This window comes from Pontibacter litorisediminis (genome assembly GCF_029360645.1).
Classification (GTDB): Bacteria; Bacteroidota; Bacteroidia; order Cytophagales; family Hymenobacteraceae; genus Pontibacter; species Pontibacter litorisediminis.
In genome coordinates, this window is sequence record NZ_JARDUA010000007.1 from 101,886 (window position 1) to 116,455 (window position 14,570).

14 protein-coding genes and 1 tRNA gene are annotated in these 14,570 nt (G+C 54.6%); 12 read left to right on the plus strand and 3 right to left on the minus strand.

Going from position 1 to position 14,570, the window contains the following annotated elements; genetic code table 11:
* Positions 1-45: 45 nt before the first annotated feature.
* The 3 genes from aroB to PXG97_RS17845 are packed head-to-tail and all read left to right on the plus strand — an operon-like array spanning position 46 to position 2,842.
* The gene (aroB, locus tag PXG97_RS17835; RefSeq protein ID WP_276499336.1) at positions 46-1,083 is read left to right on the plus strand and encodes a 3-dehydroquinate synthase; all 1,038 of its coding nucleotides are present in this window, start codon (positions 46-48) and stop codon (positions 1,081-1,083) included.
* The gene (locus PXG97_RS17840; protein ID WP_276499176.1) at positions 1,080-2,309 is read left to right on the plus strand and encodes a 3-phosphoshikimate 1-carboxyvinyltransferase; all 1,230 of its coding nucleotides are present in this window, start codon (positions 1,080-1,082) and stop codon (positions 2,307-2,309) included. The genes aroB and PXG97_RS17840 overlap by 4 nt, the downstream gene beginning before the upstream one ends.
* A 5-nt stretch (positions 2,310-2,314) precedes the next feature.
* On the plus strand, positions 2,315-2,842 hold the full coding sequence (locus PXG97_RS17845; protein WP_276499177.1) for a hypothetical protein: 528 nt from the start codon (positions 2,315-2,317) through the stop codon (positions 2,840-2,842).
* A gap of 73 nt (positions 2,843-2,915) precedes the next feature.
* Here the strand turns inward: PXG97_RS17845 and PXG97_RS17850 are convergent, their stop codons facing one another.
* From PXG97_RS17850 to PXG97_RS17860, 3 genes are all read right to left on the minus strand, one after another.
* Entirely contained in the window at positions 2,916-3,695 is a 780-nt protein-coding gene (locus PXG97_RS17850; RefSeq protein WP_420851820.1) for an ABC transporter substrate-binding protein, read from the minus strand.
* 274 nt (positions 3,696-3,969) lie between these two features.
* On the minus strand, positions 3,970-5,040 hold the full coding sequence (locus PXG97_RS17855; RefSeq protein ID WP_276499178.1) for a M42 family metallopeptidase: 1,071 nt from the start codon (positions 5,038-5,040) through the stop codon (positions 3,970-3,972).
* A gap of 101 nt (positions 5,041-5,141) precedes the next feature.
* Positions 5,142-6,701: an acyl-CoA carboxylase subunit beta gene (locus PXG97_RS17860; protein ID WP_276499179.1), complete on the minus strand. Its 1,560-nt coding sequence runs from the start codon at positions 6,699-6,701 to the stop codon at positions 5,142-5,144.
* A 348-nt stretch (positions 6,702-7,049) separates the two neighbouring features.
* Here PXG97_RS17860 and mltG point away from each other — a divergent pair, with 348 nt between their 5' ends.
* The 9 genes from mltG (at position 7,050) to PXG97_RS17905 (ending at position 14,169) form a co-directional block, all read left to right on the plus strand.
* On the plus strand, positions 7,050-8,126 hold the full coding sequence (mltG, locus tag PXG97_RS17865; protein WP_276499180.1) for an endolytic transglycosylase MltG: 1,077 nt from the start codon (positions 7,050-7,052) through the stop codon (positions 8,124-8,126).
* A 165-nt stretch (positions 8,127-8,291) separates the two neighbouring features.
* Positions 8,292-8,702 (plus strand): acyl-CoA thioesterase, encoded by a 411-nt coding sequence (locus tag PXG97_RS17870; RefSeq protein WP_276499181.1) that lies wholly within the window; start codon positions 8,292-8,294, stop codon positions 8,700-8,702.
* Positions 8,702-9,676 carry a YihY/virulence factor BrkB family protein gene (locus PXG97_RS17875; protein WP_276499182.1) on the plus strand — a complete coding sequence of 325 codons (975 nt, stop codon included), beginning with the start codon at positions 8,702-8,704 and terminating at the stop codon, positions 9,674-9,676. Before PXG97_RS17870 ends, PXG97_RS17875 begins: the two co-directional genes overlap by 1 nt.
* A gap of 143 nt (positions 9,677-9,819) precedes the next feature.
* Positions 9,820-9,904, plus strand: a tRNA-Ser gene (locus PXG97_RS17880).
* A gap of 372 nt (positions 9,905-10,276) precedes the next feature.
* The gene (locus tag PXG97_RS17885; protein ID WP_276499183.1) at positions 10,277-10,987 is read left to right on the plus strand and encodes a TIGR04283 family arsenosugar biosynthesis glycosyltransferase; all 711 of its coding nucleotides are present in this window, start codon (positions 10,277-10,279) and stop codon (positions 10,985-10,987) included.
* Between the two features lie 133 nt (positions 10,988-11,120).
* Positions 11,121-11,456: an arsenosugar biosynthesis-associated peroxidase-like protein gene (locus PXG97_RS17890; RefSeq protein WP_276499184.1), complete on the plus strand. Its 336-nt coding sequence runs from the start codon at positions 11,121-11,123 to the stop codon at positions 11,454-11,456.
* Positions 11,457-11,459: 3 nt separating this feature from the next.
* Positions 11,460-12,530 (plus strand): arsenosugar biosynthesis radical SAM (seleno)protein ArsS, encoded by a 1,071-nt coding sequence (gene arsS, locus PXG97_RS17895; RefSeq protein WP_276499185.1) that lies wholly within the window; start codon positions 11,460-11,462, stop codon positions 12,528-12,530.
* Positions 12,531-12,603: 73 nt separating this feature from the next.
* Positions 12,604-13,080 carry a vitamin K epoxide reductase family protein gene (locus tag PXG97_RS17900; protein ID WP_276499186.1) on the plus strand — a complete coding sequence of 159 codons (477 nt, stop codon included), beginning with the start codon at positions 12,604-12,606 and terminating at the stop codon, positions 13,078-13,080.
* A 309-nt stretch (positions 13,081-13,389) separates the two neighbouring features.
* The gene (locus PXG97_RS17905; protein WP_276499187.1) at positions 13,390-14,169 is read left to right on the plus strand and encodes a hypothetical protein; all 780 of its coding nucleotides are present in this window, start codon (positions 13,390-13,392) and stop codon (positions 14,167-14,169) included.
* Positions 14,170-14,570: the final 401 nt, after the last annotated feature.

Below are 14,570 nucleotides of genomic sequence, written 5' to 3' on the forward strand. Positions count from 1 at the left end.
GCATACTCTCATTTCATGAATTCCCGCTATCTAACCTTAACCTTCATGATTGAGTCGATACATATAGGCCAGGAGGCGCTGCAGGAGTTGCCAGAGCTACTGAAGAACCGGGCCTTCAGCAAGGTGGCGGTGCTGGTGGATGAGAACACGCTGCACCACTGTTATCCTATCCTGAAGCCATACTTGCCCGCGCACGACCTGATCCAAATCCGGAGCGGCGAGGAGCACAAAACCTTGCAAACGTGCGAGCACATCTGGCAGCGCATGACGGAGCTGAACCTGGACCGCTGGTCGGTGCTGGTGAACCTGGGCGGCGGCGTAATTGGCGATATGGGTGGATTTTGCGCGGCTGTGTTTAAGCGCGGGATCTTCTTTGTGCAGGTGCCCACTACGCTTTTGGCGCAGGTAGATGCCAGCGTGGGCGGTAAAACCGGCATCGATTTTCACGGGCTCAAGAACCACATCGGGGTGTACCAGGAGCCGCAGGCCGTGTTCATCAACCCGGCCTTTCTGCAGACGCTTCCGCAGCGCGAGGTAAAGTCTGGATACGCCGAGATCATCAAGCACTGGCTGATTGCCGACAAAGATGCCTTTATGGAGCAGCGCCACATTGGCCTGTTCACAGAGGACTGGGAGGGGTTGATCCGCCATTCCGTAAGTATAAAAGCAAAGGTGGTGGAACAGGACCCGCTGGAGGGCGGTCTGCGCAAGATCCTCAACTTTGGCCATACCGTGGGCCACGCCGTGGAAAGTTACCTGCTGGAAAAGCCGGAGCGGGCGCTGCTGCACGGCGAGGCCGTGGCGGTGGGCATGCTCTGCGAGGCCTGGATCAGCAAAAAGCATGACCTGCTCTCGCAAGAGGAGCTGGACAAAATAGAAACGTTTCTGGTGTCGGTTTACGAGAAGGTAAGCTTGACAGAGGAGGATATCCAGCACATAGCCCAACTGGCGCTGCAGGACAAGAAGAACACCCGCTCCACCATCAACTGCACCTTACTGCAAGGCATCGGCAAAGCCGTGTACGACCAGCCGGTAACCGTGCAGGAAATCGTTGAATCATTACGCTACTATACCTTACTATGAGCCAAAGCCTCACCCTTAGCCACCCCACCGGCAAACTGACCGGAAGTATAAAACTGCCAGCCTCCAAAAGCGAAGCCAACCGCGCCCTCATCATCGCGGCACTGTCGGGGCAGGAGTCGCAGCTGCACAACCTCTCCGAGGCCAACGACACGCAGCTGCTGCAGCGCCTGCTAAAGAGCGATGCAGAAACCATAGACGCCGAGGACGCCGGCACGGTGATGCGCTTCCTGACGGCCTACTACGCCATCACCGGTCAGCAGAAAACCCTGACCGGCACCGAGCGCATGTGCCAGCGGCCCATTAAGATTCTGGTGGAGGCCCTGCGGGAGCTGGGTGCAAGTATAGCTTACGTGGGAGAGGAAGGCTATCCGCCCCTGAAGTTGAATGGCTTTAAGGGAAGCGGCAAAAAGCACCTGAAAGTACGCAGCGACATCAGCAGCCAGTATATTTCGGCCTTGCTGATGATCGCGCCCTTGCTGCCAGAGGGGCTGGAGTTGGAGCTGGAGGGCAAGATAGGCTCACGGCCCTACATTGAAATGACACTCTCGCTGATGCAGCACTTTGGCGTATCGGCTGATTTCTCCGGCAACACCATTACTGTGAAGCCACAAAAGTATAAAGCCGCGGAGTTTACCGTGGAATCCGACTGGTCGGCAGCGAGCTACTGGTACAGCCTTGTGGCGTTGGCCAAGGAGGCCGATATTACGCTGCTGGGGCTGAAAGAGCAGTCGTTTCAGGGCGATCGCGCCGTTGTGGATATCATGTACCGCCTGGGCGTGTACACCGAGTTTAGTGAGAAAGGTGTGCGGCTACTGAAGAAAGAGCACGAGCGCCACATCTCCTTGGACTTCTCCAACTGCCCGGACCTGGCCCAGACCGTGGTGGCCCTGTGCGCCGGCATCGGGGTAGCGGTGGATATGTCCGGATTGGAAAGCCTCCGCATAAAGGAGACAGACCGCATACAGGCGCTGCAGATAGAGGTGTTGAGCCTGAACTCGTCGCTCCAGGAAGTGACGCCGGGCGTGTTTCACCTGAAGCCGGGCATCCTGCAGAAGAAGGAGCTGTCGTTCCGTACTTACCAGGACCACCGCATGGCCATGGCCTTTGCCCCACTGGCCCTGCTGCAGCCCATCGAGGTTCAGGAGCCGAGCGTGGTGCGCAAATCATACCCCCGGTTTTGGGAGGACCTGGAGAAAGTGGGCTTTGAGGTAACGTATAAAGCGTAGCGCCCATGCAGGAGCGGAAGTTATACGGAGACGCCAGGCTGATAGAGCAACTTATAGGCAAAATGCAGCTGATGGAAGAAGCGGCAGGCGGCCTGGCGGCTGTGTATAAGGAAGCTGCCGCAGGCAGGTTCTGGATGAAATGCTATACCACCGCGGGAGAGCAAAGCAGCGGGGGAGGCTATGAGCTGCTCATCCGGCTGCCGCTTCCCACTACGGAGGAACTCATTCAGGTAGCGCTGCACTCCCCGCACGAAGACGAGGCCGTGGCGGCCATCATGCGCCTGCTGGAGGAGGAGGCGATAGAGCAAAAGGACTTTCGGGAAAAGCTGGTGCAGCGGCTGGAGGAGTTGGACCTGCAAACTATGGAAGCCGGGCAGAAACAGTGGCTGCGAAAGGTGATAACGCTTACCTCTTTAATTGACCCCCTAAACAAGCGGGAGGTGCTGGGCAAAACTGCCGAACAGGTGCAGGCGGACGTGGCTTATTTTGAGGCGGTGTCGGAAAGGGCACGGCAGCTGCTGCGGAAGCTGTAGAAACAGTTGATACAAGTTTATGTCGCAAGTTTAGCGGCAGCATAACCTGTGGCACTTAAAGCCATAGCTGTGATTAAATTTTCAGCTCCTGTTCCACCTCATCTATTACCCGCTGCAGGTATGCCGGTGCCTTCGCCAGCCTGCTGCCATACCAGCTGAACATCTCGCCGTCCACCACTTTTATACTTGCCTGCGGGCACAGCTCCCGGAACTCGGCTATGTGCTTCTCTTTGAAAGGGTAGGGCTCCGATGATAGAAGTATGAGCTGTGGACCGGTCCGCTGCAGTTGCTCTGGCGAAATCTCCGGGTAGCGTTCCAAATCGGCAAAAGCGTTCGTAAAGCCACAGCGGCTGAGTATATGGTCGATGATGTTGTGGCTGCCAACCGCCATGTAAGGCTTGCGCCAGATAAAATAAGCCGTTTTTATACCTGGCTGCACCGGCTGCAGCTGTGCAAAGCCCTGTTTTATACCTTGCTCCAGTTCAGCGGCGCTGTCCTCCGTGCCTGTCAGCTGGCCCACCTGCCGCAGCATTTCCAGCGCGTCCTCTAACGTATAAATGTCGCTCATCCATACTTTATACTTCTGCTGCAGCTGTTCAATGCCTTCCTTGTAGTTCTCTTCCTTGTTGCCGATGATCAGGTCGGGCTGCAGCTCATCTATCTTCTCCAAATGAAAGTTCTTGGTGCCGCCGATCTTGGCCTTCTGCTTTACCTGCTCTTTAGGGTGGATGCAGAATTTGGTTACGCCCACCACCCGGTCGGCTAAGCCCAGATCGAATAAAAGCTCTGTTTGGGATGGCACCAGCGATACAATGCGCTGTGGCAACTGCGACAGCGTGATCTGGTGGCCCATTTGGTCGGTAAACGTCACGATATGAAAGTATAATGGGTAAAATGCTGGCTACTGCAGCAGCCTAAGTACAGTTTTAAAGTATAAACAGCACCGCTGCCGCGCCTGACGGCGGCGCTCATGCCAAGGCAACAACTTGGCCAGGCATAGGTGCCAGTCAAACTGTTTAGCAGCGGCCTTCTTACTTAAAGTAGCAACTATTCCTCCTAAAAACAAAAAACCTCACAGGCCTTTGGTTGGCGCTGCGAGGTTTTAACACTCGGCTAAAAGTGAAGTCTTAGCTCAGGTAGCGGAAATCCTGCTTGTCCTGAATCTTGAGTATGGTTTCGTAGATCATTTTGATCACGTTGTCCACGTCGTCTTTGTGCACGGTCTCTACGGTGGTGTGCATGTACTTGAGCGGCAGTGAGATGAGGGCAGAGGCCACACCGGCGTTAGAGTAGGCAAAGGCGTCGGTATCGGTGCCGGTTGCCCGCGAAACGGCAGAGCGCTGGAACGGAATCTCCTTCTCCTGCGCCGTCCGGATGATCAGGTCGCGGAGGTTATTCTGCACCGCAGGGCCGTAGGCGATTACAGGTCCCTTACCGCAGTGGATGTCGCCGCTGTTCTTCTTATCGTACATCGGCGACTGTGTGTCGTGGGTTACGTCGGTAATAATGGCCACATCCGGTTTGATGCGGTGGGCGATCATCTCAGCGCCACGCAAACCGGTCTCTTCCTGCACGGAGTTTACGATGTACAGTCCGAAAGGCAATTGGTTGCCGTTTTCCTTCAGCTGGCGCGCCACCTCGGCAATCATGAAACCCCCGATGCGGTTGTCCAGCGCACGGCCCACGTAGTAGCGGTCGTTCATTACGGTGAACTCATCCTCGAAAGTAGCTACGCAGCCTACGTGGATGCCCATTGCCTCCACTTCCTCGCGGTTGCTGGCGCCGCAGTCCAGGAATACGGTTTCGATGGTCGGCGCCTTGTCGTTCTCCACCTTGCGCACGTGGATGGCCGGCCACCCGAAAACGGCTTTCACCACACCTTTGGCAGTGTAAATGTTCACGCGCTTGGATGGTGCGATCAGGGCGTCAGAGCCCCCGTTGCGCTTCAGGTAAATGTAGCCTTCGGGTGTGATGTAGTTCACAAACCAGCTGATCTCGTCGGCATGGGCCTCAATCACCACCTTATACTCCGCCTCCGGGTTTATCACCCCCACTACGGTGCCGTAGGTATCTACAAAGTATTCATCAATGTATGGCTTTACGTACTCCAGCCACAGCTTCTGGCCCTCCGACTCAAAGCCGGTAGGAGAGGAGTTATTCAGGTATTTTTGTAAAAAATCGAAAGATTCTTGTCTCATGTTTAAGGTGGTGGTGGTTTAGTTTAGTGTTTGGTTTCATCCAGGCCTGCGCAACATAAAACTCCCCCTGTGCTCAGGCCAAAAGTATACTATATGTACAATTACAACGGAATGTTGCCGTGCTTCTTGCGTGGTAGCGTTACTGCCTTGTTTTCCAGCATCTTAAAGGCCTTTATCAATTTGGCCCTGGTTTCGGATGGCATGATCACCTCATCGATAAAGCCCCGGTGTGCAGCGCGGTACGGTGTGGCAAACTTCTCCTTATACTCCTGCACCTTCTCGGCCAGCTTCGCCTCCGGGTCCTCGGCCTGCGCGATTTCACGCTTAAAGATAATTTCGGCGGCACCCTGCGCGCCCATTACGGCGATCTCGGCCGTTGGCCAGGCGTAGTTCATATCGGCCCCAATGTGCTTGGAATTCATTACGTCGTAGGCACCACCGTAGGCTTTGCGGGTAATCACCGTAATGCGCGGCACCGTGGCCTCGCAGAACGCATAGAGCAGTTTGGCCCCGTTGGTGATGATGCCGCGCCACTCCTGGTCAGTGCCTGGCAGGAAGCCCGGCACGTCTTCCAGCACCAGCAGCGGCACGTTAAAGCTGTCGCAGAAGCGCACAAAGCGGGCAGCCTTGGTGCTGGCGTTGATGTCGAGCACGCCGGCCAAAACGGCTGGCTGGTTGCCCACAATGCCGATGCTCTTGCCTCCCAGTCGGGCAAAGCCCACCACAATGTTCTCCCCGAAATTCTTGTGCACCTCCAGGAAAGAATCCTCGTCAATGATGCCTTCGATGACCTCACGGATGTCGTAAGGTTGGTTCGGGTTTTCCGGGATGATGGTATCGAGCACCTGGCGCGTTTCGTCGGCCTGCGGCTCGTAGGGCAGCGACGGCGGCAACTCCTCGCAGTTTTGAGGGATGTAGCTCAGCAGTTTTTTGAGGTGGTTAATGCACTCCACCTCGTTGGCGCAGGAGAAGTGGGTTACGCCGCTCTTGGTGCTGTGGGTGCTGGCACCGCCCAGTTCCTCGGAGGTCACCTCCTCGTGCGTCACCGTCTTCACCACGTTAGGGCCGGTCACGAACATGTAGGAAGTATCCTCTACCATCATGATAAAGTCGGTGATAGCCGGAGAATACACGGCACCGCCCGCGCAGGGGCCCATGATGGCCGAGATCTGCGGGATAACGCCGGAGGCCAGCGTGTTGCGGTAGAAGATATCGGCATAGCCGCCCAACGATACCACGCCCTCCTGGATACGGGCACCGCCCGAGTCGTTCAGGCCGATCACCGGGGCGCCGTTCTTCATGGCCAGCTCCATGATCTTCACGATCTTTTCGGCATGGGTTTCGGATAGTGAGCCGCCCAGCACGGTAAAATCCTGCGAGAACACATACACCAGGCGGCCGTTGATGGTACCGTAGCCGGTTACCACACCGTCGCCCAGGAAGTACTGCTTGTCCAGACCGAAGTCCTTGGAGCGGTGCATCACAAACTTACCGATCTCCTCAAAAGAGCCTTCGTCCATCAGGAGGTGGATACGCTCGCGGGCGGTCAGCTTCCCTTTTTTGTGCTGTGCCTCAATTCTTTCCTTACCACCGCCAAGAAGGGCTTCGGCGTTCTTGCGCTCAAGTGTATTGATCTGGGCCTCTCTGATTTCTCCTGCCATGTTATGGGTTAAATGTATGTACAGTCTTTAGGTTAGTTTCCTCAAATTTATAAACTCTGGCGCTAATTATAGTACAGTTCTAGCATTTTTTGGATGTGGAAGTGAGGATATGGGGCCATCGCTTTAACAAGTATGAAATACCTGGTTTCCGGGTGCCGTTAGAAAAAGGCCGCTGCAGCACCTGTTGCAGGATTTATGCAAAAGAGCGTGACCAGGTTTATGCTTAAGGCAAGTATAAAAAGCAATTTCATGGCCGTGCATTCTTAATTAACCGCAGATGTGCTATTTTTGAAGCCTCAGAATGAGGTGGCGGAACCTAAACCCTTATCCGCGCCTTTTACTTACATTATGGCCAACGAAGTCAATAACCCTATTCCAAAGAGAAAGCGCAAGCAAAAGAGCATGCTGGTGCCCAGCCTGATAGCCCTGGGCATGTTCCTGTTTGTGAGTTTCTCCTACTACGCCTACCAGATTGTGTACACGGCGAACGTAGACACCAAGGAGCGCGATGTATACGTGCTCATCCCCACAGGCGCCACCTATGAGCAAGCCATGGACTCCGTGGAGGCCAGTGGTGTGATCGTGGACAGGCTTTCGCTCCGCTTTATGGCAAAGCTGATGGACTACGACAAGGTGGTGAAGCCCGGCCGCTATAAGCTGGAGCACGGCTGGAACAACCGCCAGCTGATCGGGGCACTGCGCCTGGGCCAGCAGACGCCGGTAAACCTGACCTTTAGCAACGTGCGCCTGCGCAGCCAGCTGGCCGCCAGGCTGGCCACAGAGGTGGAGGCAGACGAGCAAGAACTGGATAGCCTGCTGAGCGACCCGGAGTACCTGAAAGGCTACGGCTTTGACACCACCAACATCGTGAGCATGTTTATCCCGAACACCTACGAGGTATACTGGACCATTACGGCACCGGAGCTGATGGAGCGCATGAAGAAAGAGTACGACAGGTTCTGGACCGCTGAGCGCAAAGCCAAGGCCGACAAGCTGGGGCTGACGCCGCAGCAGGTGTCCACGCTGGCCTCCATCGTGCAGGCCGAGACGCTGAAGAGCGACGAGAAGCCGCGGGTGGCCGGGGTGTATCTGAACCGCCTGCAGCGCGGCATGCTGCTGCAGGCCGACCCGACCGTGGTGTTTGCCGTTGGCGACTTCACGATACGCCGCGTGCTGAACAAGCACTTAGTCCATGACTCGCCCTACAACACGTACAAGTATAAAGGGCTGCCGCCCGGCCCCATCAACGTGCCGGTTATCTCCAGCATCGATGCGGTGCTGAACCCTGAGCAGCACAGCTACCTGTACTTTTGCGCCCGGGAGGATTTCTCCGGGTACCATGCCTTCGCCACGACGGTGGCAGAGCACCAGGCCAACGCCCGCCGCTTCCACCGCGCCCTGAACGAGCGGAATATTATGCAGTAGCGTTATTGGTTGATAGTTAATCGTTAGTAGTTTGAGCGATGCCAATGTATAATCTGGAAGTATAACTTTGCCGTAACGTCAGACCGACAGCTTGTAGAGAAATTCGTTGAACTTACCTGTCAGCAACTTTCAACCATTAACGAACAACAAAAACTAGCAACCAAAATGTTTGCATCCGAAGTACAGATACGCGTGCGCTATGCCGAAACAGACCAGATGGGCTATGTATACCATGGCAACTACGCCGCCTACTATGAGGTAACGCGCACCGAGGTTTTCCGGCGCCTGGGCATTGAGTACAAAGAAATGGAGGCCACGGGCACCATGATGCCTGTGCTGGAGCTGAAGAGCAAGTTTATACGCCCGGCCAAGTATGATGACCTGCTTACGGTGAAGCTGTTCCTGAAAAGCAAGCCCCACGGTACACGTATAAAGTTTGAGTATGAGGTGTATAACGCGGAGGAAGCGCTGCTGACCATTGGGGAGACCCTGATGGTGTTTGTGGACATGAAGACAGGACGCCCTACAGAGATTCCTGCGCTCATACACGAGAAGTTAGACCCGTATTTTAGTTAATGAGGCTAAACCAGCAATACCTGAAGCGCCGCCGCGCCTACCGCAAGTTCATCGTTTTCCTTAAACGGTGGCGCTTTAACAATGGCAGGTCTTCGGTATATGAGGTGGCCGATGTGCTGATAGGGGAGCTGCGGCTGGACTCTATCACCAAGCGGGCCTCTTACATGGCCTTCAACTTTACGCTGGCCACCTTCCCGACCATTATCTTTATCTTCACGCTCATTCCCTACATCCCCAGCATCCTGTCCCTAGACTTGGGCGAGAGCATTCTCGACTTCCTGGCCGATGTGGTGCCGGCGGAGATGTATACCGTGGCCTATGGCACCATAGAGGATATCGTGAACAAGCCGCGCGGGGGACTGCTTTCCTTTGGTTTCCTGTTCGCCCTGGTGCTCTCCACCAACGGTATCATGTCCTTGATGGACGCCTTTGATAAGAAGTACCACACGTTTTACAAGCGCACCTACATCCGGAAGCGGTTGATTGCCACAGCCCTTACCGTGGTGCTTAGTATGATCTCGCTCTTAGCGGTGGCGGCTATTTTCTTTGGCCAATGGATACTGGACGTGCTGGTGTTTTATGAGATCGTGACAGAGAGTTATACCTATACTTTGCTCGTGATCCTGAAGTATGTGGCCATCGTGCTACTCTTCCTGCTGGCCACCTCGCTTATCTATTACTTTGTGCCGGCCATAGAGGACAAATGGCCGTTCTTTTCGGCCGGTGCCGTGGTGGCAACGGGGCTGATTTTCCTGGTGTCGATGGGTTTCTCGCTCTACATTAGCGCCTTCGATACCTATAACAAGTTCTATGGCTCTATCGGTGCCCTGATAGGTCTGATGATCTGGCTCGACTTTGTCTCCATGATTCTCATACTTGGCTTTGAGATCAACGTCAGCATTGATACGGTGACAAAGCGCCTGGTGCGCACCCCCACCACCCACTCCGGCAAAATGGCGAGCGCGAAAGCCTAAAGCTGCACCGGAGCGTTCTGCTGTAAAATTTTTATTTTGAGGATCAGCAGGTTGGCCGGAACTGCGGCAAAACAGAAGAAAAATTTTAACGTATAGTTTTGAAAATTCGGGGCGGTGCCCTACTTTTGTACACGAATTGAGACAGAGAGTTGGCGGAGTGGTCGAACGCGGCGGTCTTGAAAACCGTTGACTGTAACAGGTCCGGGGGTTCGAATCCCTCACTCTCTGCAAAGCCTGCAAACGATAAGTTTGCAGGCTTTTTTGCTTTTACCCCTTTTCCAATCGTGTGCCTGTTCCTTCACAAGGCGCGTAGTTTGGCGAGCGCCACAACTACCTCGCCTGCTGCTCTCCCCAAAGGTGCACGATGGCCAAGGTGCGCCGGCAAACTTGCCCATAAAACCTTCGTTTCCATAAATCACCCGTAAGTAAAGCTTAAACATAAGGCAGGCATGGCTCCGCGAACAGGAAACCGGGCTGTTCGTTCTCTCTAGGGCTGGGGGAGAGGCCCGTGCAGGTGCACCAACAAGATGCCTGTTTTCTTCCTGTAAAGGAAAATAGAGCCGCTGTGCAGCCTTACCTATGTATGAGTGAACTACCGCTATGGCAACAAGTATCAGCATCGTGATCCCTACTTATAACGAGGCCGAAGGCATCCAACGGCTTATCCGATACTTATTGTCAACAGGAGGCGGGCATTTGCCTGAAATAATCGTTTCGGACGGGGGCAGTACCGACCTTACCCCAGAGATCGCCGAAGCAGCCGGCGCCAAGGTTGTTTTATCTCCTGTAAAAGGCAGAGCGGCGCAGATGAACGCAGGGGCAGCGGTGGCTACAGGAGAGATCCTGTACTTTCTGCATGCCGATACGTTTCCGCCTCCCGATTATAAAGAGCAGATCATTGCAAGCTGTACTTCTGCGTGTGGCGCAGGTTGCTTCCGGTTGCAGTTTGATGATGCCCACTGGTTCCTGCAGTTAAATGCCTGGTTTACCCGGTTTGATATAGACAGCATTCGTTTCGGTGACCAAAGCCTCTATATGCTGCAGCGGTATTTCAGGCAAATCAATGGTTTTCGTGAAGACCTGCTGCTGCTGGAGGATCAGGAGATCATCTCCAGAATCAGGAAAGTAACCGGGTTCAAAGTGCTCTCGGCAGCAGTCACCACGTCAGCAAGAAAATACCTGGAGAATGGCGTCTATCGGCTGCAGTGCATCTTCTCGTTTATCTGGTTCTTGTACTTTCTCGGCTTCCCGCAGCAAAAGCTGGTAAACATCTACAACCGACTCGTCAGAAGGCCGAAACTGAAAGGCTGATGCCGCTGAAAGGGCGGCGTAGCAGAATATCCGCTCCATGCCTAAACACTGCCCGTGTCTTTCGGTTTGCAGTGTAGGAATGGTAGCTTTGCCACAGTATAAAGTATAACACCTAAAGTAAAACGCAACTTATATGGATAACACATATTATAACCCCGCCGACTTGCCAAAATTTGGCAACATAACCGAACTACAGCCGGAAATGGGACGCAAGTTCTTTGACTACTATGGTGAGGTGTTTAAAGAAGGAGCCCTGACGGAGCGGGAGAAGGCCTTGATCGCCTTGGCAGTGTCGCATGCGGTGCAGTGCCCTTACTGCATCGACGCCTATACCTCGGATTGCCTGCAGAAGGGCGCCGATGAGAACCAGATGATGGAGGCTGTGCATGTGGCAGCTGCTATCAAAGGTGGGGCGGCGCTGGTGCACGGTGTGCAGATGATGAATAAGATCAAGGAGCTGACGATGTAGCCTATGGGGTCCACGGTAAAATCATTAAAAGGACAGCATCACGAGCTGGCCGACCCATTTTTTCAGTTAACCGTACTGCAGGCGCCTTCGCAGCAAGGAGACCGCTATCCTGCCTTCGCGGGAAGGCTGCGGGAGTATGACCTTTTTCCCCTGAAACCAACCGGCACCACCATTCTGCAGGTAAACGTAGGCAAGATGTGCAACCAAACCTGCAAACACTGCCATGTGGATGCGGGGCCGGACCGTAAGGAGATCATGACGCGCGAAACCATGCAGCTCTGCATCGAGGCGCTGCGGCAGTCGCCGCAGATCACGACGGTGGACCTGACAGGAGGTGCCCCGGAGATGAACCCGGATTTCCGCTGGTTTGTGGCGGAACTGTCCAGGTTGGGGCGGCAGGTGATTGTGCGCTGTAACCTCACCATTATTCTAGCAAATAAGAAGTACCATGACCTGCCGGAGTTCTTTAGAAAGCACGGCGTGCATGTGGTTTCCTCCTTGCCATACTTCCAGGCCTCCCGCACCGATGCGCAGCGGGGGGAGGGCGTGTTCGAGAAATCGATCAAGGCCTTGCACCTGCTGAATGAGGTGGGGTACGGCAAAGAAGGCACAGGCCTGCTGCTGGACCTGGTCTATAACCCCTCGGGCGCTTTCCTGCCTGGCGGGCAAAAGCCTTTGGAGGCGGAATTCAAACGCCGCCTGAAGGGCGGCTACGGCATCGACTTCAATAACCTGCTCTGCATCACCAACCTGCCAGTGAGCCGCTACCTCGACTACCTGGTGAAAAGCGGAAATTACAACAGCTATATGCAGAAGCTGATAGCGGCTTTTAACCCTGCCGCTGCGGAAGGCGTGATGTGCCGCAACACCGTGTCGGTAGGGTGGGACGGGTACCTGTACGACTGCGACTTTAACCAGATGCTGGAGCTGAAAGTGGAGGCGGGTACACCGCAACACATCAGAGAATTTAAGCTGGATGCCCTGGACGAGCGGAGCATTGTCCTGAACCAGCACTGCTACGGCTGCACGGCAGGGGCAGGCTCCAGTTGCGGCGGCGAGACTGTTAAAACGTAGCTTATACGCGTTCACAGCATGCCTTGCCAGGGCACACTTTTACCCGTAAATCAGAACCAAATTATACATAGCTATGAAAAAAACTATTATTGATAAGATCAGGGAAGATAGCAGCCAAAGTACGCAGTACCGGCGGCAGGTGGTGGCGCTGTCGGCGGCAGGCCTGGTGGATTTCAGCCTTATCTCCTTACTGCAGGTAGGGTATTTTCGAACCTTGCCCGATCTCCCAGGCAAAGTATTCGATACTGTAAAAGTAAATACCTCCAAGGACGCCGTGCTCATGGGAATGCCGGATGGGGTGGTCAGTCTGGGAGCGTATGCCGCTGCCATGTTTCTGGCCGTGGCCGGTGCACGTAGCAAGAAACGCTCCCGCCTGCTGAACCTGGCCTTAGGCGGGGTTGTGTTAGGCCAGGCCGTAGGCGCAGCGCAGTACCTGTATAAGATGGCCTTTGTGCAGAAGAGGGTGTGCGTGTACTGTGTGGCAGGTGCTGTCATTAATTTTGCCTCCCTTAAGCCAGCCTATAAGCTAGTCTGTGATCAGGTAAGCTAAGCCGGGCCAGCGCCTCGTGCTTGCTGGCTCTGTTTGGGTTTCCAGCCTTGGGGTATGGCCGCTTCACGCCTTCATATGGTCCGCAGGGCGAGGTATCCAAGCAATACGCCCAATATCCTGCCCGTGGCAAACACCAGGCAGGGTGTCAGCAGGCAAAGAGAAGCAGAGAGGCGTCTGTAGCTTAGAGCTGCGGGCGCCTCTCTGGCTTTGCACGCGTACTGCAGCAATTTATACTTGTTCGGTGGGGAAATATTCGGGGCAAGCTTCTAATTTAGTGGCCTGACAAAAAATCACCCTAATCGATTCATTATGCCTTTAACTTTTACGCCATCAAGTATAAGCTCTCTTGGAAAATACCTGCTTCTGCCGCTCTGCCTGCTTGTGTTGCTGCTGCCGCTAAAGCAAGCCTCGGCACAGGTGATGTACCAGGGAGGGTCAAACCTGCAGCTGCTCTACGGCAGACACCTGAACCAGTCCAATGACCTGGCCACTATTACTTTCGAACACTTCGGCATGGCCGGGGCTTTTGAGCATTTCGGCTTTGCCGACCTCTCAAATGACGTGACCCTGGCAGGGCCTTCGCTGTATGCGGAGTGGTATCCGAAGCTTAGCCTTAGCCGGACCACCGGAAGCGAAGTGGCACTGGGGCCGGTCAGCGACGTGTTGCTGGGCGGTGGCGTGAACGTTCTGTTCGGGGGCGACGAAGACTTTTTTGTGTACCTGCTGGGGCCGGCCTTTAAGTTTCGCCTGCCGGGGCAGGGGCTGCTGCAGTTAGAAACCTTTTACTACAAGCAGAACGGCTCCGCGTACCACGGCACTTACCAGTTCACCCCGAGCTGGGACATACCGCTGCCTGCCTCTGAGAAAGTGCGGCTGCGCTTCCGTGGCTTCATGGACTTCATCGGCGACCGCGGTCCGGGCACTACCCAGTACCTCACGCAGCCACAGCTCTTGCTGGACCTGGGCGGCCTGCGGGGCAAGCCGGGCAAAGTATACGCAGGCACCGAGTGGCGTTACTGGCACAACGTAGTGGGGCTGGAAGGTGTCAACGAGTCCGTACTGCAGCTGAACGTACTGTTTCAGCTGTAGCAGGCTTTAACGGGGCTGCAAAAGCTTCGTAATGCGTAGCCCTGTTTGCGTGTTCTGTAAATAGAACGAACTAGAAAGCCACTCCGCCACGAGCCGGGGTGGCTTTCTGGCTTCATGCGGAGGCTGGTTCTCTTCCCGGGATTCTGTGGCGCCGACAGGAAATCCAGCAGGTAAGAATGGTTAAACATAGATCCAGGGCCTTTTTTAGTACTTTTTTTTCGAAATACTGCTCCCGAGTTGAGTACTCACTTGATTTTCTGCATCCTTTAAAATATATTGATACCTTAAATTAGAATACCTGTGGTTGGGTCCGGTTAGAATAGGGTCTATAAACAAAGGGCCTCACCTTTTCTTTCCCTTCTCACATAATTAAATCTGGTTCTGAATATCAACAATAATCA

Coding starts and splice junctions, on each gene's coding strand:
- arsS (WP_276499185.1), top strand. CDS start 11,460: ATGGGGTCCACGGTAAAATCATTAAAAGGACAGCATCACGAGCTGGCC.
- PXG97_RS17885 (WP_276499183.1), top strand. CDS start 10,277: ATGGCAACAAGTATCAGCATCGTGATCCCTACTTATAACGAGGCCGAA.
- aroB (WP_276499336.1), top strand. CDS start 46: ATGATTGAGTCGATACATATAGGCCAGGAGGCGCTGCAGGAGTTGCCA.
- PXG97_RS17845 (WP_276499177.1), top strand. CDS start 2,315: ATGCAGGAGCGGAAGTTATACGGAGACGCCAGGCTGATAGAGCAACTT.
- PXG97_RS17840 (WP_276499176.1), top strand. CDS start 1,080: ATGAGCCAAAGCCTCACCCTTAGCCACCCCACCGGCAAACTGACCGGA.
- PXG97_RS17860 (WP_276499179.1), bottom strand. CDS start 6,701: ATGGCAGGAGAAATCAGAGAGGCCCAGATCAATACACTTGAGCGCAAG.
- mltG (WP_276499180.1), top strand. CDS start 7,050: ATGGCCAACGAAGTCAATAACCCTATTCCAAAGAGAAAGCGCAAGCAA.
- PXG97_RS17875 (WP_276499182.1), top strand. CDS start 8,702: ATGAGGCTAAACCAGCAATACCTGAAGCGCCGCCGCGCCTACCGCAAG.
- PXG97_RS17900 (WP_276499186.1), top strand. CDS start 12,604: ATGAAAAAAACTATTATTGATAAGATCAGGGAAGATAGCAGCCAAAGT.
- PXG97_RS17870 (WP_276499181.1), top strand. CDS start 8,292: ATGTTTGCATCCGAAGTACAGATACGCGTGCGCTATGCCGAAACAGAC.
- PXG97_RS17905 (WP_276499187.1), top strand. CDS start 13,390: ATGCCTTTAACTTTTACGCCATCAAGTATAAGCTCTCTTGGAAAATAC.
- PXG97_RS17890 (WP_276499184.1), top strand. CDS start 11,121: ATGGATAACACATATTATAACCCCGCCGACTTGCCAAAATTTGGCAAC.
- PXG97_RS17855 (WP_276499178.1), bottom strand. CDS start 5,040: ATGAGACAAGAATCTTTCGATTTTTTACAAAAATACCTGAATAACTCC.
- PXG97_RS17850 (WP_420851820.1), bottom strand. CDS start 3,695: ATGGGCCACCAGATCACGCTGTCGCAGTTGCCACAGCGCATTGTATCG.